Source organism: Pokkaliibacter sp. CJK22405, assembly GCF_046614695.1.
Lineage (GTDB): Bacteria > Pseudomonadota > Gammaproteobacteria > Pseudomonadales > Balneatricaceae > Pokkaliibacter.
Window position 1 is genome coordinate 57,575 of record NZ_JBKKHQ010000017.1, and the last position, 21,134, is coordinate 78,708.

The 21,134-nt window shown below is 55.2% G+C and carries 17 protein-coding genes; 7 read left to right on the forward strand and 10 right to left on the reverse strand.

Annotated features, from left to right (window positions below):
* Positions 1-127: 127 nt before the first annotated feature.
* Positions 128-871 (reverse strand): SDR family oxidoreductase, encoded by a 744-nt coding sequence (locus ACKC9G_RS13295; protein WP_411406155.1) that lies wholly within the window; start codon positions 869-871, stop codon positions 128-130.
* Between the two features lie 339 nt (positions 872-1,210).
* Here ACKC9G_RS13295 and ACKC9G_RS13300 point away from each other — a divergent pair, with 339 nt between their 5' ends.
* The 5 genes from ACKC9G_RS13300 (at position 1,211) to ACKC9G_RS13320 (ending at position 8,042) form a co-directional block, all read left to right on the forward strand.
* A complete protein-coding gene (locus ACKC9G_RS13300; RefSeq protein WP_411406157.1) occupies positions 1,211-1,825 on the forward strand; it encodes a glutathione S-transferase family protein in 615 nt (204 codons plus the stop codon).
* Between the two features lie 219 nt (positions 1,826-2,044).
* A complete protein-coding gene (locus tag ACKC9G_RS13305) occupies positions 2,045-3,001 on the forward strand; it encodes an MBL fold metallo-hydrolase (RefSeq protein WP_411406159.1) in 957 nt (318 codons plus the stop codon).
* 299 nt (positions 3,002-3,300) lie between these two features.
* A complete protein-coding gene (locus ACKC9G_RS13310; RefSeq protein ID WP_411406161.1) occupies positions 3,301-5,868 on the forward strand; it encodes a CHASE domain-containing protein in 2,568 nt (855 codons plus the stop codon).
* A complete protein-coding gene (locus ACKC9G_RS13315) occupies positions 5,858-6,310 on the forward strand; it encodes a response regulator (RefSeq protein ID WP_411406163.1) in 453 nt (150 codons plus the stop codon). The genes ACKC9G_RS13310 and ACKC9G_RS13315 overlap by 11 nt, the downstream gene beginning before the upstream one ends.
* Positions 6,291-8,042 (forward strand): putative bifunctional diguanylate cyclase/phosphodiesterase, encoded by a 1,752-nt coding sequence (locus ACKC9G_RS13320; protein WP_411406165.1) that lies wholly within the window; start codon positions 6,291-6,293, stop codon positions 8,040-8,042. Before ACKC9G_RS13315 ends, ACKC9G_RS13320 begins: the two co-directional genes overlap by 20 nt.
* On the opposite strand, the gene ACKC9G_RS13325 is transcribed toward ACKC9G_RS13320, so the two are convergent.
* Both ACKC9G_RS13325 and ACKC9G_RS13330 read right to left on the reverse strand, forming a co-directional pair.
* Positions 8,005-8,946: a DMT family transporter gene (locus ACKC9G_RS13325; RefSeq protein ID WP_411406167.1), complete on the reverse strand. Its 942-nt coding sequence runs from the start codon at positions 8,944-8,946 to the stop codon at positions 8,005-8,007. The genes ACKC9G_RS13320 and ACKC9G_RS13325 overlap by 38 nt on opposite strands.
* A gap of 21 nt (positions 8,947-8,967) precedes the next feature.
* Positions 8,968-9,873, reverse strand: coding sequence for an EamA family transporter (locus tag ACKC9G_RS13330; protein WP_411406169.1), 906 nt, complete (start codon positions 9,871-9,873; stop codon positions 8,968-8,970).
* Positions 9,874-10,115: 242 nt separating this feature from the next.
* Here ACKC9G_RS13330 and ACKC9G_RS13335 point away from each other — a divergent pair, with 242 nt between their 5' ends.
* Positions 10,116-11,543 (forward strand): PLP-dependent aminotransferase family protein, encoded by a 1,428-nt coding sequence (locus ACKC9G_RS13335; protein ID WP_411406171.1) that lies wholly within the window; start codon positions 10,116-10,118, stop codon positions 11,541-11,543.
* A 12-nt stretch (positions 11,544-11,555) separates the two neighbouring features.
* On the opposite strand, the gene ACKC9G_RS13340 is transcribed toward ACKC9G_RS13335, so the two are convergent.
* The 3 genes from ACKC9G_RS13340 to ACKC9G_RS13350 form a co-directional block, all read right to left on the reverse strand.
* Positions 11,556-12,584 carry a hypothetical protein gene (locus ACKC9G_RS13340; RefSeq protein WP_411406173.1) on the reverse strand — a complete coding sequence of 343 codons (1,029 nt, stop codon included), beginning with the start codon at positions 12,582-12,584 and terminating at the stop codon, positions 11,556-11,558.
* An 811-nt stretch (positions 12,585-13,395) separates the two neighbouring features.
* A complete protein-coding gene (locus tag ACKC9G_RS13345; protein WP_411406175.1) occupies positions 13,396-15,114 on the reverse strand; it encodes a thiamine pyrophosphate-dependent enzyme in 1,719 nt (572 codons plus the stop codon).
* Positions 15,111-16,790 (reverse strand): FMN-binding glutamate synthase family protein, encoded by a 1,680-nt coding sequence (locus ACKC9G_RS13350; RefSeq protein ID WP_411406177.1) that lies wholly within the window; start codon positions 16,788-16,790, stop codon positions 15,111-15,113. Before ACKC9G_RS13350 ends, ACKC9G_RS13345 begins: the two co-directional genes overlap by 4 nt.
* 423 nt (positions 16,791-17,213) lie before the next feature.
* On the opposite strand from ACKC9G_RS13350, the gene ACKC9G_RS13355 reads away from it, so the two are divergent.
* On the forward strand, positions 17,214-17,660 hold the full coding sequence (locus tag ACKC9G_RS13355; protein ID WP_411406179.1) for a hypothetical protein: 447 nt from the start codon (positions 17,214-17,216) through the stop codon (positions 17,658-17,660).
* A gap of 88 nt (positions 17,661-17,748) precedes the next feature.
* Here the strand turns inward: ACKC9G_RS13355 and ACKC9G_RS13360 are convergent, their stop codons facing one another.
* The 4 genes from ACKC9G_RS13360 to ACKC9G_RS13375 all read right to left on the reverse strand — a co-directional run bounded on the left by ACKC9G_RS13360 (position 17,749) and on the right by ACKC9G_RS13375 (position 21,132).
* Positions 17,749-19,401, reverse strand: coding sequence for a phosphoethanolamine transferase (locus ACKC9G_RS13360; RefSeq protein WP_411406181.1), 1,653 nt, complete (start codon positions 19,399-19,401; stop codon positions 17,749-17,751).
* A 30-nt stretch (positions 19,402-19,431) separates the two neighbouring features.
* Positions 19,432-20,202, reverse strand: a complete 771-nt coding sequence (locus tag ACKC9G_RS13365) for a phosphatase PAP2 family protein (RefSeq protein WP_411406183.1) — start codon at positions 20,200-20,202, stop codon at positions 19,432-19,434.
* Positions 20,187-20,543: a diacylglycerol kinase gene (locus ACKC9G_RS13370; RefSeq protein WP_411406185.1), complete on the reverse strand. Its 357-nt coding sequence runs from the start codon at positions 20,541-20,543 to the stop codon at positions 20,187-20,189. The genes ACKC9G_RS13365 and ACKC9G_RS13370 overlap by 16 nt, the downstream gene beginning before the upstream one ends.
* 160 nt (positions 20,544-20,703) lie before the next feature.
* The gene (locus tag ACKC9G_RS13375) at positions 20,704-21,132 is read right to left on the reverse strand and encodes an META domain-containing protein (protein WP_411406187.1); all 429 of its coding nucleotides are present in this window, start codon (positions 21,130-21,132) and stop codon (positions 20,704-20,706) included.
* Positions 21,133-21,134 lie beyond the last annotated feature (2 nt).

Sequence of the window (21,134 nt, forward strand, 5' to 3'; positions counted from 1 at the left end):
GGATCACGCCAATTTCAAAATGCGCGATGGTTGCGCAATCCATTGAAAGTTCTGCACTTTTGCCTGTCATCAAAGGGGCTGTCAGAGGCCTTGGTCAGCGCCTGACAGCGAGCCCTTTTTACGACGATTACAGGTCGAAATTGGTGGGCATCAGCACCACATCCCGAATGGTCACATGGCGCGGACGAGTCAGCATAAAGAGGATGGTGTCCGCCACTTCGCTGGGTTCAATCAGGCTGCCACTTTCACGGGCTTCCTTGAGTTTTTCTGCGGGCCAGTCAGACAGCAAACCTGTCGCCACCGGGCCGGGAGACACCGAGCCAACGCGCAGGCCGTGCTTGAAGACCTGACGGCGCACCGTCTGTACAAAGCAATTGATTGCCCATTTGGAGGAGGCGTAGACCGGCTCCCACGGCGTGGGATAGTGCGCGGCCAGTGAGCTGGTGACGATAATATCGCCGACGCCGCGTTCAATCATGTGAGGCAGCACGTCGTGGACATTCTTCATCACCACGTTAACGTTGAGGTTCAGCATGCGGTCGATGGCGCTGCTGTCGGCATCGACCAGATCACCACCAACGTAAATGCCAGCATTAGCGTGGAAAATATCCAGCTGGCCCGCCATTTCCAGAATCCTCGGCAGCAGGGTCGCGCAGGCGGCCGGATCCAGCAGGTCCAGCGGCAGTGCCATCAGCTGATCACCGTGTTTTTCAATCAGCGCTGCCATCGCTTGCTCATCACGATCGACCATGATGACGCGGGCGCCCGCCGCCAGCAGCATTTCTGTGCTTGCCAGACCAATACCGGACGCTGCGCCGGTGACGGCGGCGACTTTGCCTGCCAGAGGGTGAATACCTTGTCCGTTTGTCATTATTTTCTCCTTGAAGGGACAGAAGCCACCGGGGATCTCTGTGGGTGAGACTCATCGGTGCTGAGTAAAAGCAGAATGGATTCAGCCTGCAGGGTATTTGGGAGAGATTCCCGCGCAGGCAAGGGGGAAAGGCGTCCTGAGTCGGGCTTTCCGATGCTCTGCAATTTACATACGAAACATGAGGATTACCATACATTCTTGTCATCGCCAAGGTCGGTATCACTGCCCGCCTGTAGGCATGGCGATAACCCCTGCGGCGTGGTAAAAACGTGGCTCGGAATACGATCGGTTACCGGCGAGCCATCGCCGCTTTTCACGCCAGCCTTCAGGGGAATCGTTATGTTGAAAGTCTTTGGGATGTTGCAATCGGGCAACTGCTTCAAGGTCAAAATGCTGCTGACCTTTTTGGGTATCGAGCATGAATGGATCAACACGGATGTGATGAAAGGCGAGAGCCGCACACCTGAGTTTCTGGCGATGAATCCCAATGGCAAGATTCCCAGTGTGCTGCTGGAAGATGGCCGGGTACTGAGTGAGTCCAACGCCATTCTTGGCTATTTCGCCGAAGATACGCCGTTTTTACCCAGTGATCGTTACACCAAAGCCAAGGTGTATGAATGGCTGTTCTTCGAGCAGTACAGCCATGAACCGAAAATTGCCGTGGCGCGCTTTATCAAGGTATTCCAGAACATGCCCGAAGCGCGTAAGGCCGAATACGAGAAACTGTTTGAGGGCGGTTACAAGGCTCTGGACCTGATGGAAGCAACCCTGTCCAAACAGGATTATCTGGTGGGCGATAGTCTGACCATCGCTGATATCTGCCTCTATGGTTATACCCACGTGGCGGATGAAGGCGGCTTTGATATGAGCCGTTATCCCGGCATTCGCGCCTGGTGCGAGCGTATCGCCAGCCGCGAGGGTTATCGCGATATGAATGATCAGCCGCGCAGCTAATAGTTTTACTCACTCACTCATTAAATCAGTTAGTCGCGCTGATATCAGAGCGCCTGCCGGGAAACCTGCAGGCGCTTTTGCTTGATATGTGCGCATTGAGTCCACAGTGAAGGAAGGTTGCCATTAGGCGGCGTGTCGGGGGTTAACCGGTGCGTCGATATCTCAAAGGCACTGTCACAACCTTGTGCCAGCTGCCTGACGACCTCTGGAGACTTCCCTGTGACTCGACTTTTTCCCGCACGATCTTCCCACGCTTCGGCGTATCCCGGGCTATCCCGACGCGCTTCATGGCTGATGACGCTGAGCACCGCGCTCATGCTGATGGCGTCTTTGCTGGCAGCGCCCGTTCAGGCGGCACCGGCGTACACCATCGACAAAATGAAGGACAACGTCTATCGCTATACCGCCGGTAACTACCGCTCGGTCTTTATGGTGACCACCGAAGGCATTGTTGTGACGGACCCGATTAACCCGGAAGCGGCAGCCTCGCTCAAGGCGGCGCTACAGAAAGAATTTAACCTGCCCATTAAGTACATGATCTACAGCCATAACCATGCTGATCACACTCTGGGGGGGGAGGTTTTTAAGGCGGCCGGAGCCACGGTGGTTGCTCAGCGTTATGCCGCTGAAGATATCGCCTGGACCAGGTTGCCGACGGCGATGCCGGAAGTCACCTTTAAGGACAAGATGACTGTCTCTCTGGGCAACAGCTGGGTTGATCTTGAGTACCACGGGCCGAATAACGGCCGGGGCTCCATCAGCATGCGGTTTATGCCCGCCAATGTGATGTATGTGGTCGACTGGATTGTGATTGGCCGCATGCCCTACAAGGATCTGCAGGGATATGACATCCACGGCATGATTCGCTCGACGCGCGAAATTCTGGCCGAGCCGGATTTTGATCTCTTTGTCGGGGGCCATGCTGAGAAGGGCAGCCGTGAAGATGTTGAGCAGTATCTCGGTTACATCGAGGCGCTTTATACCGCAGTGCGCGACGGCATGCTGGCGGGGAAAGACCTGCCGACCCTCCAGCAGGAAATCCGCCTGCCTGCCTATAAAGACCTCAAGATGTACGATGCCTGGTTACCGCTCAACATCGAGGGGGTCTATAACACCTTTATCAACGACTCCTACTTCAGGTTCCGCACAGACATTCCGGGGCAGGAGAAGTCCTGATCTCGATTATTATCAGCACTCACCCGGCGCGGTTCGGGTGAGTGCTTTGCGGTTCACTCTGGCAGTCTTATGACGACACAGGCTCAGATGGATTGTTTGCTGCTGTCTTCCTGACGCATTGATTTCTCATGATGTTTGCCCTGATTACGGGGTTGTGATGAGTTTCTGAGGCCTCCCGCTGCTGAGTGCCAGTTTGTTGGTTGATATTTCCTTTGTATTTTTTGATCAGATTGAGTGGCAGAAGTGCGTTTCTTGGTCAGGCTATAAGGGAGAGTATTCAGCGACTCCCTGAGAGGCACATGGAATATCAACGTTCTTCCCTGCCAGCATTGCACTTTTCTCGCTCCTCACGCCTGCACTGGTGGCACTGGCTGGTGGTGGGCTTGTCGCTCGCCATTACCTTTATTGCCTGGTTGATTACCTCAGAGCAGGCGCAGGAAAAGTCGAAGGCGAAATTCGCAGCCGAATCTGCTCAGCTGCTGGAGCTGGTGCAGGAGCGGATGGCCATGTACGAAGAGGCATTGTGGTCAGGGGTGGCGGCATTGCATGTGATGGCCGCACCGGCGACAAGGCAGCAGTGGCGAACCTTTGCTGCGAGCCTTGAGATCGAACGGCGCTATCCGGGGGTGAATGGCATGGGTGTCATTCACCATGTGCCGCCGACGCAACTGCCTGAGTATCTGCGCTGGCAGCGCGAGCAGTTGCCGGACTTTGACATTCACCCTGAGCACACTACGCCGGATCATTGGACTATCAGTTATATCGAGCCTGAGCCCGGTAACCGGCAGGCGGTGGGGCTGGATATGGCGCATGAACGTAACCGCTATGAGGCCGTGCAAAAGGCGCGGGATACCGGCAAGGCCACCATTACCGGGCCGATTATTCTGGTGCAGGATGCGAAGAAAACCCCGGGATTCTTACTATTCGTACCCTGGTATCGCGATATTCAGGTACCGACAAGTCTGGAAGATCGCCGTCAAAGCATTATTGGCCTGGCTTACGCTCCCTTTGTGATGGCTTCCCTGATGGATGGCACGCTGGCGAAAACCCGGCGTTATATCCATTTCAGCATCCGCGATGGCGAGGTGCCGCTCTATAGCGAGCTGAATGATGAGACGCCGGGTTTTGATGCCCAACCGCTATTTCGCAAAGAGCAAAATGTCGCCATGTATGGTCGGCCCTGGCAGTTTACCTTTCAGAGCAGCGCACTGTTTCGGCAGGAAAATACCACTCAGCAGCCGCTCTTCATCCTGATCGGCGGCCTGCTGATTGATGCCATTCTCCTGTCATTTTTCATTATGCTGGGGCGCTCCAGCACTCGCGCGCATGCCTATGCCGATAAAGCCACTGAACATATACGCCAGCAGCAGACCCTGCTTGAACGAACCCACCAGCGTCTGAATAGCGCCATGAATGCGATGATCGACGGGCTGGTCGTGATCGACACCCAGGGCATTATCCGCGACAGCAACAGTACTACGTATGAGATCTTTGGTTATCCGCCGGGTTCGCTGATCGGCAAAAACATCAGCGTACTCATGTCGCCCGACAGCGCTTCAGTGCACGATATGTTTTTACAGCGTGCCCGTGATCACTCCAATAACGAGCTGGCGGCGATCGGCAAACATCGGGCACTGACGGCACTGCGCGCGGATGGCAGAGAAATCCCCATCAAGGTTTGTATTACCCGTGGTGATACCGAAGAGGGTCAGTTCTTTACGGGCATCATTCATGACCTCTCAGCGCTGACCGATACCCGCCAACGCAATGAGGAGCTGAGTAACATCATGCAGGCGGCGGTCCATGCGGCGGGAGCAGGCTTTCTGCTGTTGTCGCCGGATAATCGTATTTTGCAAGCCAATGAGGCGCTGCTGGACTGGCTCGGTTTCTCTTTGGAAGAAGCTCCGCTTAAGCAGCTGGAAGACATTATTGTGAGCCGTGCTGAGCTGCTGCTATTGCAGGAGCGGCTGCGTCAGGAAATCGTCCAGGCCCTGTCGTGCAATCTGGTGTTTTTCAGTGCGGATGGAAGCCCGCGCTGGGGTTATGCGACGCTGGCCAAGGTCCATGACCAGCGCGGCCAGATTACCTACTGGGTACTGCAGGTCATTGATATTGATGAGGAAGTTCGCTTGGCGCGGGATTTGGCTCAGCGCAACACCGAGCTGGAAGAGGCCAATAAAGAGCTGGACCAGTTTGCCTTTGTGGCCTCCCATGACCTGAAAGCCCCCCTTCGTGGTATCCAGCAGTTACTGGAGTGGATTGAAGAGGAGCATCCTGCGCAGCAGAGCAATGAGGTAAAGGAATACTTTGCGCTGGCCTTCAGCCGTATTGGCCGCCTGCAACGGTTGCTGGATGACCTGCTGGATTATTCCCGCGTTGGTCGTAAAGCCGATAGCTTCAAGACTATTCACCTCAGAACCACGGTGGAGGAGGAGTTCAGAGTGCTTGGCGCTGGTCAGCACGTGACCTTGCATAATGGCGTTACCCTCGGGGAAATCACCACGCTGGCGGCGCCCCTTGAGCTGATCCTGCGTAACCTCATGAGCAATGCCATCAAGCATCATGATCAGCCCACCGGCAATATCTGGGTACGAGGCTGGGCGGAAGAAGACTCCTATCACTTTGCCGTGGAGGATGATGGGCCGGGGATTGCGCCAGAGCATCAGCAGCAGGTTTTCGGACTCTTTAACACTCTCAAACCCCGTGACGAAGTCGAGGGCAGTGGTATCGGCCTGACCGTGATCAAGAAGATACTGGACCGTTACGAGTGCCAGTATCTGCTGGAATCGGACGGCGTGCGCGGGACCTGTTTTCATTTCACCTGGCCCGCTGAAGAAGTGCTAAGGAGAAGCAGCCATGCCAGCTAGCCCCCATGCACTGGTCAGCATCCTGCTGATTGAGGATGACGATATTGATGCACGGGGTGTCGAGCGGGCGCTGAAAAAACGCCAGTGGACTAACCCGCTACTGCGAGCACGCAGTGCGACCGAGGCGCTTTGTCTGTTGCGAGATGGCAGGGTGGTATCGCCTTTTGTGGTGTTACTTGATCTAAACCTGCCGGGCATGAGCGGTATTGAATTCCTGAAACAACTTCGTCATGACCCTTCCTTGGCACAGACTATAGTTTTTGTATTGACCACTTCGCGCCGCGATGAAGACATTACTGCGGCTTATCATCAGCACGTCGCCGGCTATATTGTGAAATCCTGTATGGACAGGGACTACAACGCCCTGCTGTCGATGCTGGAATCCTATTGCCGTGTGTTGGCGTTTCCTATAAGGAGATCGGATGGACGTCCTGATCATTGATGATGATGCCGTAGATCGAATTGCCGCGAAGAAAACCCTGCGCTCTGCTGGTCTGCAGGTTCGCCATATCGTTGAGACCAGCTCCGCCGAAGCAGGCATCGAGCATGCCCATGCCCATCGCTTTGATCTGGTGCTACTGGATTACCGTCTGCCACCCACCAACGGCATTGAAGTCACCCGCCGGTTACGTGAGCAGGGCATGACGTCTATGGCCATCATCATGCTGAGCCACAGTCAGGATGAAAGTATCGCTATCGAAAGCGTGGAGGCCGGGGCGCAGGACTTTCTTATGAAGTCTGAACTCTCCGGGATGCGTCTGAAGCGGGCCATTCTCATGGCGCGGGAACGTTACCAGATGGAGCAGCAGATTCGCTCCAGCCATGATCAGCTCAAGCAACTGGCCGAGTGCGATACGCTGACCGGGCTGGCCAACCGCTATTATTTTGAGCAGAGCCTGAAAGTGGCGCTGGACACTGCCGGAGCCTCGGAGGGTAACGAGGTCGCGCTGTTATTGCTCGACCTCGACAAGTTCAAGGACATTAACGATACCCTCGGCCATGCGATCGGGGACCGCTTTTTACGGGAAGTCGCTAAACGTCTGTCTCTGTGTATGCGCGAAGGGGATCTGCTCAGCCGACTCGGGGGCGATGAGTTCTGTATCCTCATTCGGCGGGATGCCAATATCGGTCGTATCCGTATGATTTTGCATCGGATTTTTGACAGCTTTCGCGAGCCTGTGAGGCTCCTTGGCCATGAACAGCGCATCAGTAGCAGTATTGGGGTGGCGACTTTCCCGGAAAGTGCGACGACCCCGGAGGAGTTGATGAAGTGCGCCGATGTGGCGATGTACAGGGCCAAGGAGTCAGGCAAGAATCAGGCGCATCACTATTCCCGTCATATTCATAACGAGCTGCAAAAGCGCATTCGCCTAGAAGGCGAAATTCAGGCGGCACTGGCGCAAAAACAGTTCGAGCTCTACTACCAGCCGCAAGTCAGTGGCGAAACGCTGCAACTGGTCGGCGTTGAAGCGCTAATTCGCTGGAATCATCCACGGTATGGGCTTTTAGCGCCGGATCAGTTTATCTCCATCGCAGAAGAGTCAGACCTGATTAACCAGCTTGGGCGCTGGGTGCTGCAGGAGGCATGCCGGCAGTTTAATGACTGGGCGGACGTGCTGGAGCCGCGTGGCCTGCAGTTCACCATCGCGGTGAATCTCTCTGCCCGGCAGCTGCGTAATTCGGGTCTGCTCGACGACTTGAGAAAACTGATTGCGCACTATGACATTCCGCCTGAACTCTTGGAGCTTGAGTTGACAGAAAGCTCGCTGGAAACCAGCCTGTCGGCGATGGAAACCCTGAACGAGATTACAGCGATGGGGATTCAGCTAGCGCTGGATGACTTTGGCACCGGCTATTCATCACTTTCTCATCTGCACGAATACCCGTTTCATGTTCTTAAGATCGACAAATCCTTTGTACAGAGTGCAGAGACTCCGGCACGGGCGAATTTTTTGCGCGCCGTTAGCGCCTTTGCCCATTCACTGGAATTTGCCACCGTCGCCGAAGGGGTGGAAACCGAAGCTCAGAGTGAGCTGTGTCAGAGCCTCGGAATCCATCGATTGCAGGGTTACTACTTCGCCAAACCGATGCCAGCCAGTGAGCTGAAAGCCCAGTGGCTCATGGAGTCGGGCGAGTTTAGCGGCGCGCCAGCCAAAGCAGGGCAAGTACACTAGCGGCGACCAGCCCCGTCATCCACTGCCAGGGTTCATCGAACAGCACCATGGCGTAGCCGTAGGTGAAAAAGGGCTGCAACAGCTGAATCTGGCTGATACGGGCCACTCCACCTTCAGCCAGCGCACGGTTCCAGGCAAAGAAGCCGAGTAGCGAGCTGACCAGTCCCACGTACAGAAGCGCACACCAGCTACCTGCATCCAGCGCGGACAGGGATTGCAGCCAGACGCTCGGCTCCATCACCCACCAGCACCCTAATGCCAGCGGCAGTCCAAGGGCATTGCTCCAGCAGCTGACCTGCCAGCCCGGCATCTTCTGACTTAAAAGCGCGCCCTGGCTGTAGCCGCAGCCGCAGAGAATCACTGCGCCGATCAGCGCCAGATCGCCCCAGTACAGATCATTCGCGCCGCTCTGCCAGAGGTTGTAACCCAGCACAATCGCGGCGCCGCTACAGGCATAACCCCAGAATTTCGGATGTGGCGGATGCATGCCGTTGATCAGCGCAGCACAGCTGGCGGTGGCCAGTGGCAGCAGGGCGATGGTTAACGCGCCATGACTCACCGGCAGGTAGTTCATGCCCACTGCAATCAGCACCGGGAAGCCGATGTTATTGCAGATCAGCACATGGGAAATCAGCCACCACTGACGACGGCTCGGTAAGGGCGCTCGCCCCAGCCACAAGAGAGGAACCGCGACCAGCGATGCGATGATGATGCGAAGTACGGTGATCGCCAGCGGCGAGAGCTGACCGGCCAGTACTTTGGTGGCGGGCAAGGTCATGGCAAAGCTGGCAACAGCAATAAAACCCAGCACGACCGCCCGTTGCTGGCGGCGTTTCTCGGTGCTGAGGTCATCCGCAGTGACCGAAGTCACTGCTGTGTCGTTGGCGGAGATAAGGCTACTCATGATCAGGATTCCCTGCGGTGATCAGCTTGGGGTGGAGAGGGATAGCTCGCGGCGCTTCAGTCGGGCCTGCTGCCAGCGCGGGCCAAACATGTTGATCACCACGGCCAGCAGAATCAGCACCACGGCCAGGGTTTTGTGCGCATCAATGGTTTCGCCAAACATCAGGTACGAACCGAGAAAGCCAAAGATCGGCACCAGCAACGTCAGCGGCGCAACGGTGGCGGCGGGATACTTGACCATGAGCGAGTTCCAGATCCAGTAGCCGATTAGCGTGGTCGGGTAGACCTGTACCAGCAGCGAGATCACCGCATCACGGTCAAAGGCTTGCCAGGTGGCGACAAAGACCTCTGGCCCCTGCGTCAGCCAGGCCAGCGCAAACAGTGGAATCGGCGCGAAAAGACTGGTCCAGACCACAAAGGAAAACTGCGCCTGGACGCGGATTTTCTTCACCAGAATATTGGTGCCCGCACGGGAAACCGTCGCCAGGATTACCAGCAGAAAGCCTGCGACGGTCATACTGCCATCGGTCACACCCATCACCAGCAGCAGGCCAAGCAGGGCAAAGGCCATGGAGATCAGGTTAAAGCGGCTGAGCTTTTCATTGAGTAGCACCGCGGCCATGAAGATCGTCACAAACACATGAAACTGCATCACCAGCGCGGCCAGCCCCGCCGACAAACCAAAGTGAATACCCAGAAAGGCCATGCCCCAGAGGCCGACGCCAAAGAGCACGCCATAGAGCGCCATCCAGCCCATGTGAATGGCGGGTCGCTTGATAAAAAACACCAGCGGCAGGGCGCTCAGGCTAAAGCGAAGCCCGGCAAGAACGAAGGGATCGAGGCTTTTCAGCCCGAGTTTGATAAAGGAGAAGTTGATACCCCAAAGCGCCATAACACTGATGCCCAGGGCCAGATCGCGGAATTTCATGATGGCCTCTCGCTCAAATCCCGTTTTGGAATTCGTGGTGATGAATTCTCAGAGGGCGCCGTTTGAAAGCGCCATGAAACCTCATGCTAGCGAAGTGTTAGGTCGATGAACCTAGACAGTTGCGGACACTTTTTACAAACTGTTAGGTGTTATTACCAATACACTTTGCGGGCCGGGTCGCAGTACACTGGGCACTTTGCGGATGTGATAGGCCCGTTATGAAGCCGGGCGGGAGCAGCACGATGATTTCACTGGATCGGGACAGCAGCGTCCCGCTGGTTAACCAGATCTGTGATGGGGTGATTGATGCCATCGCCCGTCAGGTGTTTATCGCCGGTGCCAAGTTGCCCTCGGTGCGACGGTTGGCGGATCAGTTGGCGGTCAGCAGCTTTACCATTGCCAGCGCTTACGACCGGCTTTCCGGCCTTGGCATCATTCAGTCCCGGCGCGGCAGCGGTTATTACGTGATGCCACCGGCTAAGCGACCTTCTGCCCCGGCGACACGGGCCATTACCACCGATGACCTGCCGAGTAGCGGCAGCGTTTCCGTCGACTTCTTCCGCGAAGCCCTGAATACCCGCCACTTTGCCTTACCTGTCAGCTGTGGATTCCTGCCGCCCAGCTGGATCGGCGATGCACTGTCGCCGGTCGTGACCGGCAAGCTGATGCGTCAGGCCTTTATGCAGGGCGAGCCTGCGGCCATTGCCGGGGGTGAAGTACTGCGGGAACGACTGGCCCAGCGCCTGCGTGAGCTTGGCCTGACTGCCGATGCATCACGAGTGCTGATCACCAGCGGCGCGACTCACAGTTTTTACCTGATCGTGCAGACGCTGCTCTCGCCTGAGGATGTGGTGGTCGTGGAAGATCCGAGCTATTTCCTGCTGCAGATGCGCCGCTCTGATGCCCGGATCTCTGCGCGCATGATGTCGGTGCCGCGAAAAGAGGATGGGCCGGATCTTGATGCGCTGGAAGCGCTCTGCAAAACCCATCGGCCAAAGCTGATCCTGACTCAGACGCTGGCGCACAATCCGCTGGGCGGGAATACCTCCATGGCAGTGGGGCATCGTCTGCTGCGACTGGCGGAAGAGTACGATTTCTACATTATCGAAGATGACATCTTCGGCGACCTGGCGGGCAAAGACCGGTTCTATTTATCGCAATTGAACGGCTCGGGCACGAAACAGCGGGTGTTTTATATCAGCAGTTTCAGCAAGACACTGAGCGCCTCGGTGCGTGTTGGTTTTATGCTGGCACCGCCAGAGCTGATGTCGCCTCTGCTGGAGACCAAAGTGGCCACGGTGCTTTCCGGTTCACTGCTCGATGAAACCCTGGTTCAGCACGTGCTGGAATCCGGCCGTTTTCAGCGTCATACGGAAAAGCTGCGTGAGCGCGTTTGGCAGGCGCGGGCCAAAACGGTTCAGGCACTGAAAAAGATGGGCGTCATGGAGAATGACCCGCCGCAGGATGGGCTGTTCCTCTGGGCAAAAATGCCCGATGGCGTCGATGTGCCCGCACTGATTGATGAGGCGCGCCAGCGCAGCATCTTCCTCTGTAGCGGCGATATCTTCAGCCAGAAACCGGGCGCAGAACGATACCTGCGCCTTAACGTCAGCTACGCCTGCCAACCGGCCTTTCTTGAGTGGCTGGCAGGAGTGGTTGCACAGTCTTAGAAGGGAAGAATCTTATTTTTTCTCCTTGGCTTTGATCTGCTCGCGCAGTTGTTTATAGACATCATCCGGCATATCACGCCAGTAGCGTTCAGGGCGTCCAGTGAGTTTGTCATGGTGAGAGGTGGTTGGATCAAGAGGGCGCCACGCCTCGAAGGAAGGAATATCCGGCAAAGGTCGGGTCACATCCATGTACTGCTGCAGAAAATCCCAGCAGATTTTGGCTTGATCGATAGTGTTGGCGAAAGGAAAGAAGCCACGCGTAAGTCGGATCGTGTGGTTTGGGCTATCGACCTGCCGCAGGTCCATTTTTACCCCGATCTGAATACCGTTATCCGCCATCATATCGCTGCATTCTGCAACCATGCGACTAAAAGGTACCTCGGCTTTGACACGCCCCCGTTGTCCACTGGTGTCGTAGAGAATAACCATGCCGGTACGGCGGTTAAAGGCAAATGCTGGGCGGGCAAGTTTGACTACCAAGCGGGCAAACAGCGGCATGGCCCAATAGGAAATAAACCAAGCAGCTCCGAATATTAAAGCTCCAATTAAAGGGACTCTAGCCAACCCAACCGCTGCCTCTTGATCTACTGAAGTCCCTATAAGATACAAAGGTAAGATGAAAATGATGCTTAGCCAGAATAAAACACGAGAAAACCCGTAAAACAAAGGGAATAGTCCTATTAAGTAGTCTAGTTTTCCTGTAGAAAAATGGCGCATCATTTCGCAATCCATCCGAATAGGGTGGTCTACGATATCCGGATTTTTTAAATCATCTAGTTTCGCATTTCTTAGTTTATGACTATCTTCGATGGTATTGGCTGAGACAGCCCCTTCCACTAAATAACTGGAAGGAATTCTATTGGTATAAGGGCGGCCCTTCGGTAGAACATAGTGTGTAAGACGAGGGCTATAATTATTCAGACTATCGTCATATTGGGCACGGTAGACGGTTGTGGAATAGAAAATATCCTCTGATGTTTCGGTATAGCCTGATTTGCCCTGAAGAGCATACTTCTGAATGGCGAGAGTCTGAGTCGACATTTAAATTCCATCCCTGAGAATTTAAGTAGATAGGAGGGCCTGCGTAAGGGCGTATCCTAGCAAACGGGACGCTGTTCTCCTAATCAGACGACAGGTCACTTTTATGGTCTGGTAGCTTGGAGTTCTAACAACACATGTGCATCATGGGCTTCATAAGCGCTAGATGAAGTTACAGGAGTTGATATTGATGCTGATGGTTGGGGGGCAAAACTCCTAGAAAACTTGGTGCTCATATTCTCTTACTTGAGAGAAGACATCCCCCCTCTAAAAAAGCGCCAGTCACAGTATTGCCCAAACAAGCAAGTTGGTAATGGATATGAATAAGTTATTTTATCTAATCGCGATATTGATTACAGGATGTGCAGGCTTAATGAAAAATGATGAATACCCATTTGATAAAGTTGAAGTGATAAATTCTGCTATTGTTGGGGAGTAATTGCATTTAAATTATAATACTTTTTTGGAAACGATGTTTTACTCTCCTGGGATTAATGTAGAACATAATAAGAATGCATTGATACTTCATGTGGTTCGCTGTGAGCTCAATGCTGCATGTGATGTCGATGTGAAGTCTAAAACTGAAAATGGCGGATACTTGGCAATAATTAATGTTCCAGAGAATACTAAGCATATTTATATTTTTAGTGAGAAAGATTCAAATAGAATTTCTATTGACTCACCATAATAGACAGTGGGTTGCTCAGAATTTTTCATATACGAAGTGATGACTAAAAAACTCATTTTCGTTCTGATTTTTAATTAAAAATCCCCACTTCATGCAAATATAAGCGTTCTGAAGTGGGGATATGTTTTATCGCAAAAAATTATCCCGCAGTAGCGATACCACTTCATCGGCGCGGCCATTTAGTACGGCTTTGACGCCAAAGAGAGCGGTGGAGGCGACTTGTCCTGCTTCAATTTTAGGTGGCATGACCAGCTCCATGCGGCTGACCCGCACATCCAGTAAAGCCGGGCCGGGTGCGGCGAGCCACTGGCTCATGGCGCCTTCGAGCTGCTCCATCTTTTCGACGCGCCAGCCATCCATGCCGACCGCCTGAGCGACGCGGGCAAAGTCCGGGTTTTTCAGATCCGTAAAGGCATCCAGCAACCCCGAGACGCGCTGTTCCATTTCCACAAATGCGAGAGACTCGTTATTGAAAATCAATAACTTAACGGGGATTTGCTCTTGCACCAGTGTGAGTAAATCGCCCATCAGCATGGTCATGCCGCCATCGCCGCACATGGCGATGACCTGCCGGTCGGGATAGGCTTTGCTGATACCGAGGGCTTCGGGATAGGCATTGGCCATGGTGCCGTGCAGCAGGCTGGTGAGGAACCGACGCTGGCCAGAGGTGCGCAAATGGCGCAGTAGCCAGACCATGGGCGAGCCGCCATCAGCGGTGAAAATCGCATCGGGCGCAGCCATCCGGTTGAGTTGGTGAGCAACGGTTTGCGGGTGGATCAGGCCATGCTCAGAGACCGATTCGCTCTCGTAGCTTTTCAGGTCTTTTTGCCATTGTTCAAGGGCACGCTGAAGATGCTTGTCACTGCGACTTTTCTGCTGATCAATCAGGGGCATCAGCGCTTTGAGTGTCGTGGCCACATCGCCGACCAGACCCAGATGCACCGGGCTGCGGCGGCCAAGGTTCTGGGCTTCAATATCGATCTGCACGACCCTGGCTTTCTCAGGATAAAACTGGGTATAAGCGAAATCCGTGCCGAGGCAGAGCAGCAGATCGCAGTCGGCAACCGCTTCCATGCCGGCCTGATTGCCGAGAATCCCGGTCATGCCGATGTGATAAGGATTGTTGGGCTCGATAAATTCTTTGGAGCGAGTGCTGTGAGCAATCGGGGCGTTCAGGGTTTTGGCGAGGGCCAGCAGTTCCTGATGAGCGTCTTTGGCGCCAATACCTGCATAGAGGGTAATGCGTTCAGCCTCGTTGATCAGACCGGCCAGTTGCTGTAGCTCGGTGTCGCTGGGCAGCGCACGGGGCGCAGGGCGGTGTACTGACCAGGCCAATGCATCCTTGGTGGTTTCCTCAAACATGTCGCCATTGACGATAATGACCGCCACGCCTTTCTTGTTGAGCGCCGCCTGGGCGGCCTGAACGGTGATACGCTTGGCCTGATCCGGATGGCTGATGCGTGCACAGAACACCGAACATTGTTCATAAAGTTTGGCCTGATCGACTTCCTGCGGGAAGTTAAGGCCTTCCTGGGTGCGGTCGACGGTGGAGGCAATCAGCAGCACGGGCGCACCGTTACGGTGGCTCTCAAAGATGCCGTTGATAAAGTGCAGGCTACCGGGGCCGCACGTGCCCGCACAGACGGCCAGTTCGCCGGTCATATAGGCTTCGCCACCGGCGGCCATGGCGCCGACTTCCTCATGGCGCACATGTATCCATTCCAGTTCAGAGTCGCGAATGGTGTCCGTCAGGTGGTTAATGGTATCGCCGACGATGCCGTAGCAGCGCTGGGCACCTGCCTCAAGCAGGGTATCGACAATAATGCGCGAAACGTTCCGGCTCATAGTTCGTATCCTTTCTGCTGATTAATTTTGCTCTTGCGGAAGGCGTCCACCAGATCCGTGCGTGGCGCGAACGTATCCGCATCAGCGGCCTTCCACCAGGCGGCGTAAGGCGTTTCTTCAGGTTCATCCAGCAGGATGTTACGGGGCAGGAAGGGGTGGATTTCGATGAGGGGTTTGGACTGAGTGGCATCAATGCGTGCGGTGAGGTGATGGGCATCCAGATCCTTGGGGTGGGTGTGGCCCGCGGAGGAGACGATATCCATCAGTGCTTCGATCGTTTTTTCATGGAAGCGGGCGGCGCGTTCCGCCTGCACATCAACGACCAGGCCGCGCTGACGCCAGGCATCCTGTGTGGTGATGCCAGTGGGGCAGGTGCCTAGATGGCAACGTTTGGCCTGAATACAGCCGATGGAGAACATAAAGGCGCGGGCCGCATTACACCAGTCAGCGCCGAGGGCGAGGTTTTTGGCAAGGCCCATGCCGGAGTAGATTTTGCCGCTGGCCGCGAGTTTCACATGCTGACGAAGACCTGTGCCGACGAGGGCATTACGCACCAGCACCAACCCTTCGGTGAGCGGCATGCCCACCCAGTCGGAGAGTTCCTGGGGCGCTGCGCCGGTGCCGCCTTCGCCGCCGTCAACGACGATATAGTCCGGGTAGATGCCCGTCTTGAGCATGGCTTTCATCAGCGCAAAGACTTCATGCGGCAAACCCACGCAGAACTTGAGACCGACAGGTTTGCCGCCGGATAGCTCACGCATTTTGGCAACAAACTCCAGCATCTCCACGGGGGTTGAGAAGGCGGAATGGCCGTGGGGTGAGAGGCAGTCCTGGAAGACGGGAATGCGGCGGGCCTCAGCGATTTCCGGTGTGACCTTGGCGCCGGGCAGCATACCGCCATGGCCGGGTTTGGCACCCTGATTCAGTTTGATTTCGGTCATCTTCACCACATCCTGCTGGGCCTGATCGGCAAAGAGGTGTGGGTCAAAATTGCCCTTGTCATCGCGGCAGCCGAAGTAACCGGTACCCAGTTCCCAAACGATATCGCCGCCGTGTTTAAGGTGGTATTTACTGAGGCCGCCTTCGCCGGTGTCATGGTAGAAGTTGCCGATCTTCGCGCCCTTGTTCAGGGCTTCAATGGCTTTGGCGGAGAGGGCGCCAAAACTCATGGCGGAGATATTCAGTACCGAGGCATCGTAGGGTTTGCTGGTCTGCTCGTTGCCGATGGTGACGCGGGGGTCTTTTTCCGGCTCATTGGCGGGTGCCATGGAATGGGAAACCCAGATATAGCCTTCACGGTCGACTTCCTGTTCGGTGCCGAAAGGCTGGGTATCGGTTTTGCCGCGAGCACGGGCATGCACCAGGTTGCGGGCTTCAAAGGAGTAGGGCGTCCCCTCCAGATCCCCTTCAACAATGTACTGGCGAAGGAAAGGGCGCAGATCGTAAAACAGCCAGCGAATGCGAGCGGCGACGGGATAGTTACGGGTCAGGGTGAATTCACGCTGGTTGAAGTCATAGATGCCGAAAATGATCACGGCAACACTGACGACAGCGATAATCCAGAACCAGGGGCCGGGATAGAGCGAAATGCTGGCGAGAATCAGCACCAGTACGGCGACCAGTGGCACGATGGCCCGAATAGCAAATTCAGAAAGGTGGTTTAACAAGCTTTTCATACGCAAGGTTCCTTATCGAGCGTGGCGAAGCAACAGGAGGTTCCTGACTCTTGGGGAGCTGGCTCAGGAATCACAGGTCGTCCGTGCCGGTGTTTCGCTGCCATGGGTTACTAATCCAGCCAGCGCGAGGTGAAGCTGTGCAGGAAAAGGGTAAATGTGCGGCAACCATGAAGGTGATGCCTGACGAAGCAGGCGACTTGAGCATAGACCTTCGGCTGCGGCTTTGCTGCTGAGGAGAGCACGGAGCATGCCGCAAGTGTTGCGCAAGGGGCTACAGAATGGGCGGGAAGCATAAATGTGCAAGAAAATGGAACTTCTGCTGAATGGCAGCCACTTACTTTCACGATGGGACTTTTGTACTGTCTCGCCCGGCGTTAAGAGCTGGTAAACTGACGACGTTTTTCTATCCACAGGTAATGCTTTATGGACCGTGTAGCCTCCATGACCTCACAGATGAGCCCGTTCGCTGATGCGTTCAACGGCGGTTCGTCCATGTTTGGCGATCAGGGTGGTTTACTCGGTAAAGGGCCTACCGAACTGGGTGGCACTCAGGCGCTGGATTTTGGCGGCGGTCAGGATGCTCCCAAGGAAAACTTCTCGCAGAACGCGCCTTCTCCGGGTGGAGCTGATCTCTTCGGCTCCGGTTCAGACAAGGTCTCCGATCTGCTGAAGGATATGCTTTCCTCCTTTTTTCAGTCGTTTAAAACCGATACCCAGAACGGTGTGAACCCCTCAAGTCAGGGTGGCTTTGGTGCCAGCATCGGCCCTGTCGGCGGCAAAACGGGTGGTAATACACTGGCCGTGGCCGGTGCCGATCAGGGCGCTGCGGGTCAGTTTAATACCCGCTATCAACGCCCCGTCGAATACTGATTCACTTCACCGCATCGATTGCCGGTGAATGAAAAAAAGGCGACCCAATGGGTCGCCTTTTTTATTGTCTGCATTATTTACCGCAGGATTAGCTGCCGGTGGCGCAGCCGTGGAACATGTCATCCTTGGATTCATATACGGAGGTCTGAATTTTCAGCATGCCGAGCATGGTGGAGAAAAGGTTGTCCTGACTGAAGGGCTCCTTGGTCTTGTCGCGCATACAGCTTTGGTTGATGCCGTAAGTGGCAGTGAATCCTTGCGATAGCCAATAGAACATGGGGACATGCTTCTGCTCGATGGGCGCCAGCATGTAAGGCATGCCATGCAGATAAATGCCGTTCTCTCCCAGCGACTCACCGTGATCCGCCAGATAGACCATGGCGGTGTTGTAGTCGCCATTTTCCTGTTTCAGCCAGTCAATAACGCCTGCCAGGAAAGTATCGGTGTAGCGCATGGTGTTGTCGTAAGTGTTGATCAGTGCTTCGCTGCTGCAATTCTGCAGCTGATTGGTTTCACACTCGGGCGTGTAGACTTTGAACGCCGATGGGTAGCGGTGGTAGTAGTCCGGCCCATGGCTGCCATGCTGATGCAGCACGATAAAGACATCTTTGTTGTCGGCGGGCAGTGCCTCTTTCAGCTTGTCGAGCATCACCAGATCAAAGCACTCGCGATCATTACAGTGCTCGGGGTCTTTCCAATGGCGCATATCGGTCTCGCCAACACGGTCGCAGGCGCCATAGCAGCCGGAGTTGTTGTCACGCCAGATCACATCGACACCGGCATGATTCAGCACATCCAGCAGACCTTCCTGTGCCAGCCCTTTGCGGGTGTCATAGTCATCACGGTGATAGGCCGAGAACATGCAGGGGACGGAAACGGCAGTGTTGGTGCCGCAGGACGTAAACTGCTCGAAATTCACCAGCTCATCTTTCATGGCGGCCAGCTTGGGCGTGGTTTCACGGCGGTAACCATTCAAACCAAAGTGATCGGCGCGGCCGGTTTCACCCACTACCAGTACAGTCAGTGTCGGCTTATCGCGATGGGTCAGTACCTGTTTTGCATCGGTGCCATAAGGCTTGGCAATGATAGGCCCGGTCGGTTCCTTGAAGGCATAAGCACCCGCAGCGTAGAGGTAGCTCATGGGAATGACTTTCTGACGGACTTCCTTGTGGTTACGGAAGAAGGAGGCGTAATCCTGCGACATGCTAAAGAGCAGGCCGACCAGTACCGCGAGCACGCCAACCATGAGTGCCGGGCGCTGCCAGAGCTCGCGTTTGAAACGAGGGAACGTCGGTTTAATACGCAGCACCACAAGGGTTGGAATCACGCCAAGCACCAGCAGATACGCCAGCAGCTGTGGGCTGAACAGGGCGCCGGCTTCAGCCGGGTCGGTTGACATCGTGTTCTGCATCATCGAGCTGTCAAAGACTATGCCGTACGTCTGCATAAAGTAGGACACCGCCGCGCCGGTAAAGAACAGGAAGATGGCGATTGGCTTGTTCAGCCTGGGCAATGAAATCAGCGTGAGCACCAGAAAGGTCAGACCGCCCACCAACAGGCTGATATTGACAGTGAAAAGCACACCGCGAACGCTGTTGGGCGCATCAACCTGCCATAGCGCTTTATAGAATGGCGCGTTGTAGGCCAGGGTCATAAAAGCGCTGATGAGCGCATTAAACAGGTGATGGTTCATTCGCCAGGCAGGGCGGAACCAGCGGCGTAATTCGTTTGCGAAAGCCATGGGTAAGACTATCCAGCTAATTGTTATTCGTTAATTCGATGATGCTGCGAACACCGTGGTGCTGGAGACAGCAGCACGGCGTGGGGCAAAGAAAAACCAGTAAAGGCAAAGGCTGATGCTCCAGCAGATCGTCAGCGTCCATACGTCATGCATGATGAAGTGGGCACCGCGTAACTGTTGGGAAAAGCCAAACACCAGCCCAAGACCGAGTCCGAACGCCAGAGCGGCAAAGCGCCAGCGAGGAAATGCCTGACGGGCAAAGAAGTACAGCGCGACCCAGATATACCCGGCTGTCGCATGGCCTGCCGGAAAGCAGCGGCCGGGGCCGGGGTTATTGGGGTCGAGTAATTGTGAGATTAGTGTGCGGTAGGGCAGCCCGCCACCATAGCGGGTGAATTCCCACGGACAATTCACATGGGTGAAGCCTTTGAGCAAGGGAATTGTCATTGAGCCTAAAATCAGGCTTAAAAGAAGGACGCCCAGTGCACGGCAATAACCACGGAGTTTTTCAATACGGAAGCTGGCCAACCAGCAAGCAAATACCACGACAGCCAGCACAATGGAGAAATTTTTGCCGATCTGGTGGATCAGGTCATCTGTGAACCAGTTGCGCTTGAGCGCCCATTGATGGCCTTCGAGGTTGTAGAAGAAGTCAGCCAGCAGTACGTCCAGATCCCAGTGGGTACTGGCAAACAGGATGATGCTCAAGGTCAGTAACGGGCACAGTAGATGTCCCTGCCAGAATGCCCAGCCGTTGGCGTCAGGCTTTGTCGCCTCAGTCAGTCTTACACGAGAATACATAGCCACACTCCGGCTGCGACCAGCAGGGCCACAGTGACTGCGGCGGAGCCGATGTCTTTGGCCATGCCGCTTAAGGGGTGATGCTCGTGACCGATACGGTCGATGGTCGCTTCGATGGCGCTGTTGAGCAGCTCAACAATCAGCACCAGGCCGAGAGAGGCAATCATCAGCGCGCGCTCAACCCCGGTCACTGGCAGAAAGCACGCCGTAGGAACCAGCACCAGTAGCGCAAGAATTTCCTGACGTACGGCCGCTTCGTTTTGCCAGGCGGCGCGAAGGCCCTGCCAGCTGTACCGTGAGGCATGCCAGAGGCGAGTCAAACCGGGGGCTTGCTGTTTCATCGAAAGGCTCCGATAGCAGTTTGGAGCCCATTGTGGTGAGTGAAACTTAACTCTTGCTTAAGGGATCATGAAACGAAAAAGGCCGGATCATTGCGTTGATCCGGCCTTGGGAGAAAAGCGCTTCACTGCGCGATGCAGTGGAGCGTTATCTGAAAGGAGGTTACATCTCAGGTGCAGCCTTGAAGCGTAGCAGCGGCTGCTGGTCTGCGTTCATCAGCCACAGCTCAGTGCCTTTGGCTTCCCAGCTGCGTACGGAGCTCAGGGCATCCATATAACGCTGCTCGGTGTTCATGTCACGGCAGGCCATCTTGGTGGAGATCAGCGGTTCAAAGCTCATGCGACCACCATAGAGGCTGTATGTGCCGCTAAAGCGGTTACAGCCACTGTAACCCGATACCTGATTGCCCTGAGTGGCAAACTGAATCGATAGAGGTCGCGTCGTCTCCACGGTCACAGGCTGATCCAGCACCTGATAAAGCTGCCAGTCTGTACCCTGTAATGGCTCGGTCTGACCGCGCTCATTGGCAGGAGTCAGTGAACAGCCAGCGATCAGGGCGACCGCTGGCAAGACAAGTAGCAAACGCGTCATTC

What these genes read in the sequence shown, in the direction of transcription:
- ACKC9G_RS13295 (WP_411406155.1), bottom strand. Translation starts at nt 871, where the DNA reads ATGACAAACGGACAAGGTATTCACCCTCTGGCAGGCAAAGTCGCCGCC.
- ACKC9G_RS13300 (WP_411406157.1), top strand. Translation starts at nt 1,211, where the DNA reads ATGTTGAAAGTCTTTGGGATGTTGCAATCGGGCAACTGCTTCAAGGTC.
- ACKC9G_RS13310 (WP_411406161.1), top strand. Translation starts at nt 3,301, where the DNA reads ATGGAATATCAACGTTCTTCCCTGCCAGCATTGCACTTTTCTCGCTCC.
- ACKC9G_RS13315 (WP_411406163.1), top strand. Translation starts at nt 5,858, where the DNA reads ATGCCAGCTAGCCCCCATGCACTGGTCAGCATCCTGCTGATTGAGGAT.
- ACKC9G_RS13320 (WP_411406165.1), top strand. Translation starts at nt 6,291, where the DNA reads ATGGACGTCCTGATCATTGATGATGATGCCGTAGATCGAATTGCCGCG.
- ACKC9G_RS13325 (WP_411406167.1), bottom strand. Translation starts at nt 8,946, where the DNA reads ATGAGTAGCCTTATCTCCGCCAACGACACAGCAGTGACTTCGGTCACT.
- ACKC9G_RS13330 (WP_411406169.1), bottom strand. Translation starts at nt 9,873, where the DNA reads ATGAAATTCCGCGATCTGGCCCTGGGCATCAGTGTTATGGCGCTTTGG.
- ACKC9G_RS13335 (WP_411406171.1), top strand. Translation starts at nt 10,116, where the DNA reads ATGATTTCACTGGATCGGGACAGCAGCGTCCCGCTGGTTAACCAGATC.
- ACKC9G_RS13340 (WP_411406173.1), bottom strand. Translation starts at nt 12,584, where the DNA reads ATGTCGACTCAGACTCTCGCCATTCAGAAGTATGCTCTTCAGGGCAAA.
- ACKC9G_RS13345 (WP_411406175.1), bottom strand. Translation starts at nt 15,114, where the DNA reads ATGAGCCGGAACGTTTCGCGCATTATTGTCGATACCCTGCTTGAGGCA.
- ACKC9G_RS13350 (WP_411406177.1), bottom strand. Translation starts at nt 16,790, where the DNA reads ATGAAAAGCTTGTTAAACCACCTTTCTGAATTTGCTATTCGGGCCATC.
- ACKC9G_RS13355 (WP_411406179.1), top strand. Translation starts at nt 17,214, where the DNA reads ATGGACCGTGTAGCCTCCATGACCTCACAGATGAGCCCGTTCGCTGAT.
- ACKC9G_RS13360 (WP_411406181.1), bottom strand. Translation starts at nt 19,401, where the DNA reads ATGGCTTTCGCAAACGAATTACGCCGCTGGTTCCGCCCTGCCTGGCGA.
- ACKC9G_RS13365 (WP_411406183.1), bottom strand. Translation starts at nt 20,202, where the DNA reads ATGTATTCTCGTGTAAGACTGACTGAGGCGACAAAGCCTGACGCCAAC.
- ACKC9G_RS13370 (WP_411406185.1), bottom strand. Translation starts at nt 20,543, where the DNA reads ATGAAACAGCAAGCCCCCGGTTTGACTCGCCTCTGGCATGCCTCACGG.
- ACKC9G_RS13375 (WP_411406187.1), bottom strand. Translation starts at nt 21,132, where the DNA reads ATGACGCGTTTGCTACTTGTCTTGCCAGCGGTCGCCCTGATCGCTGGC.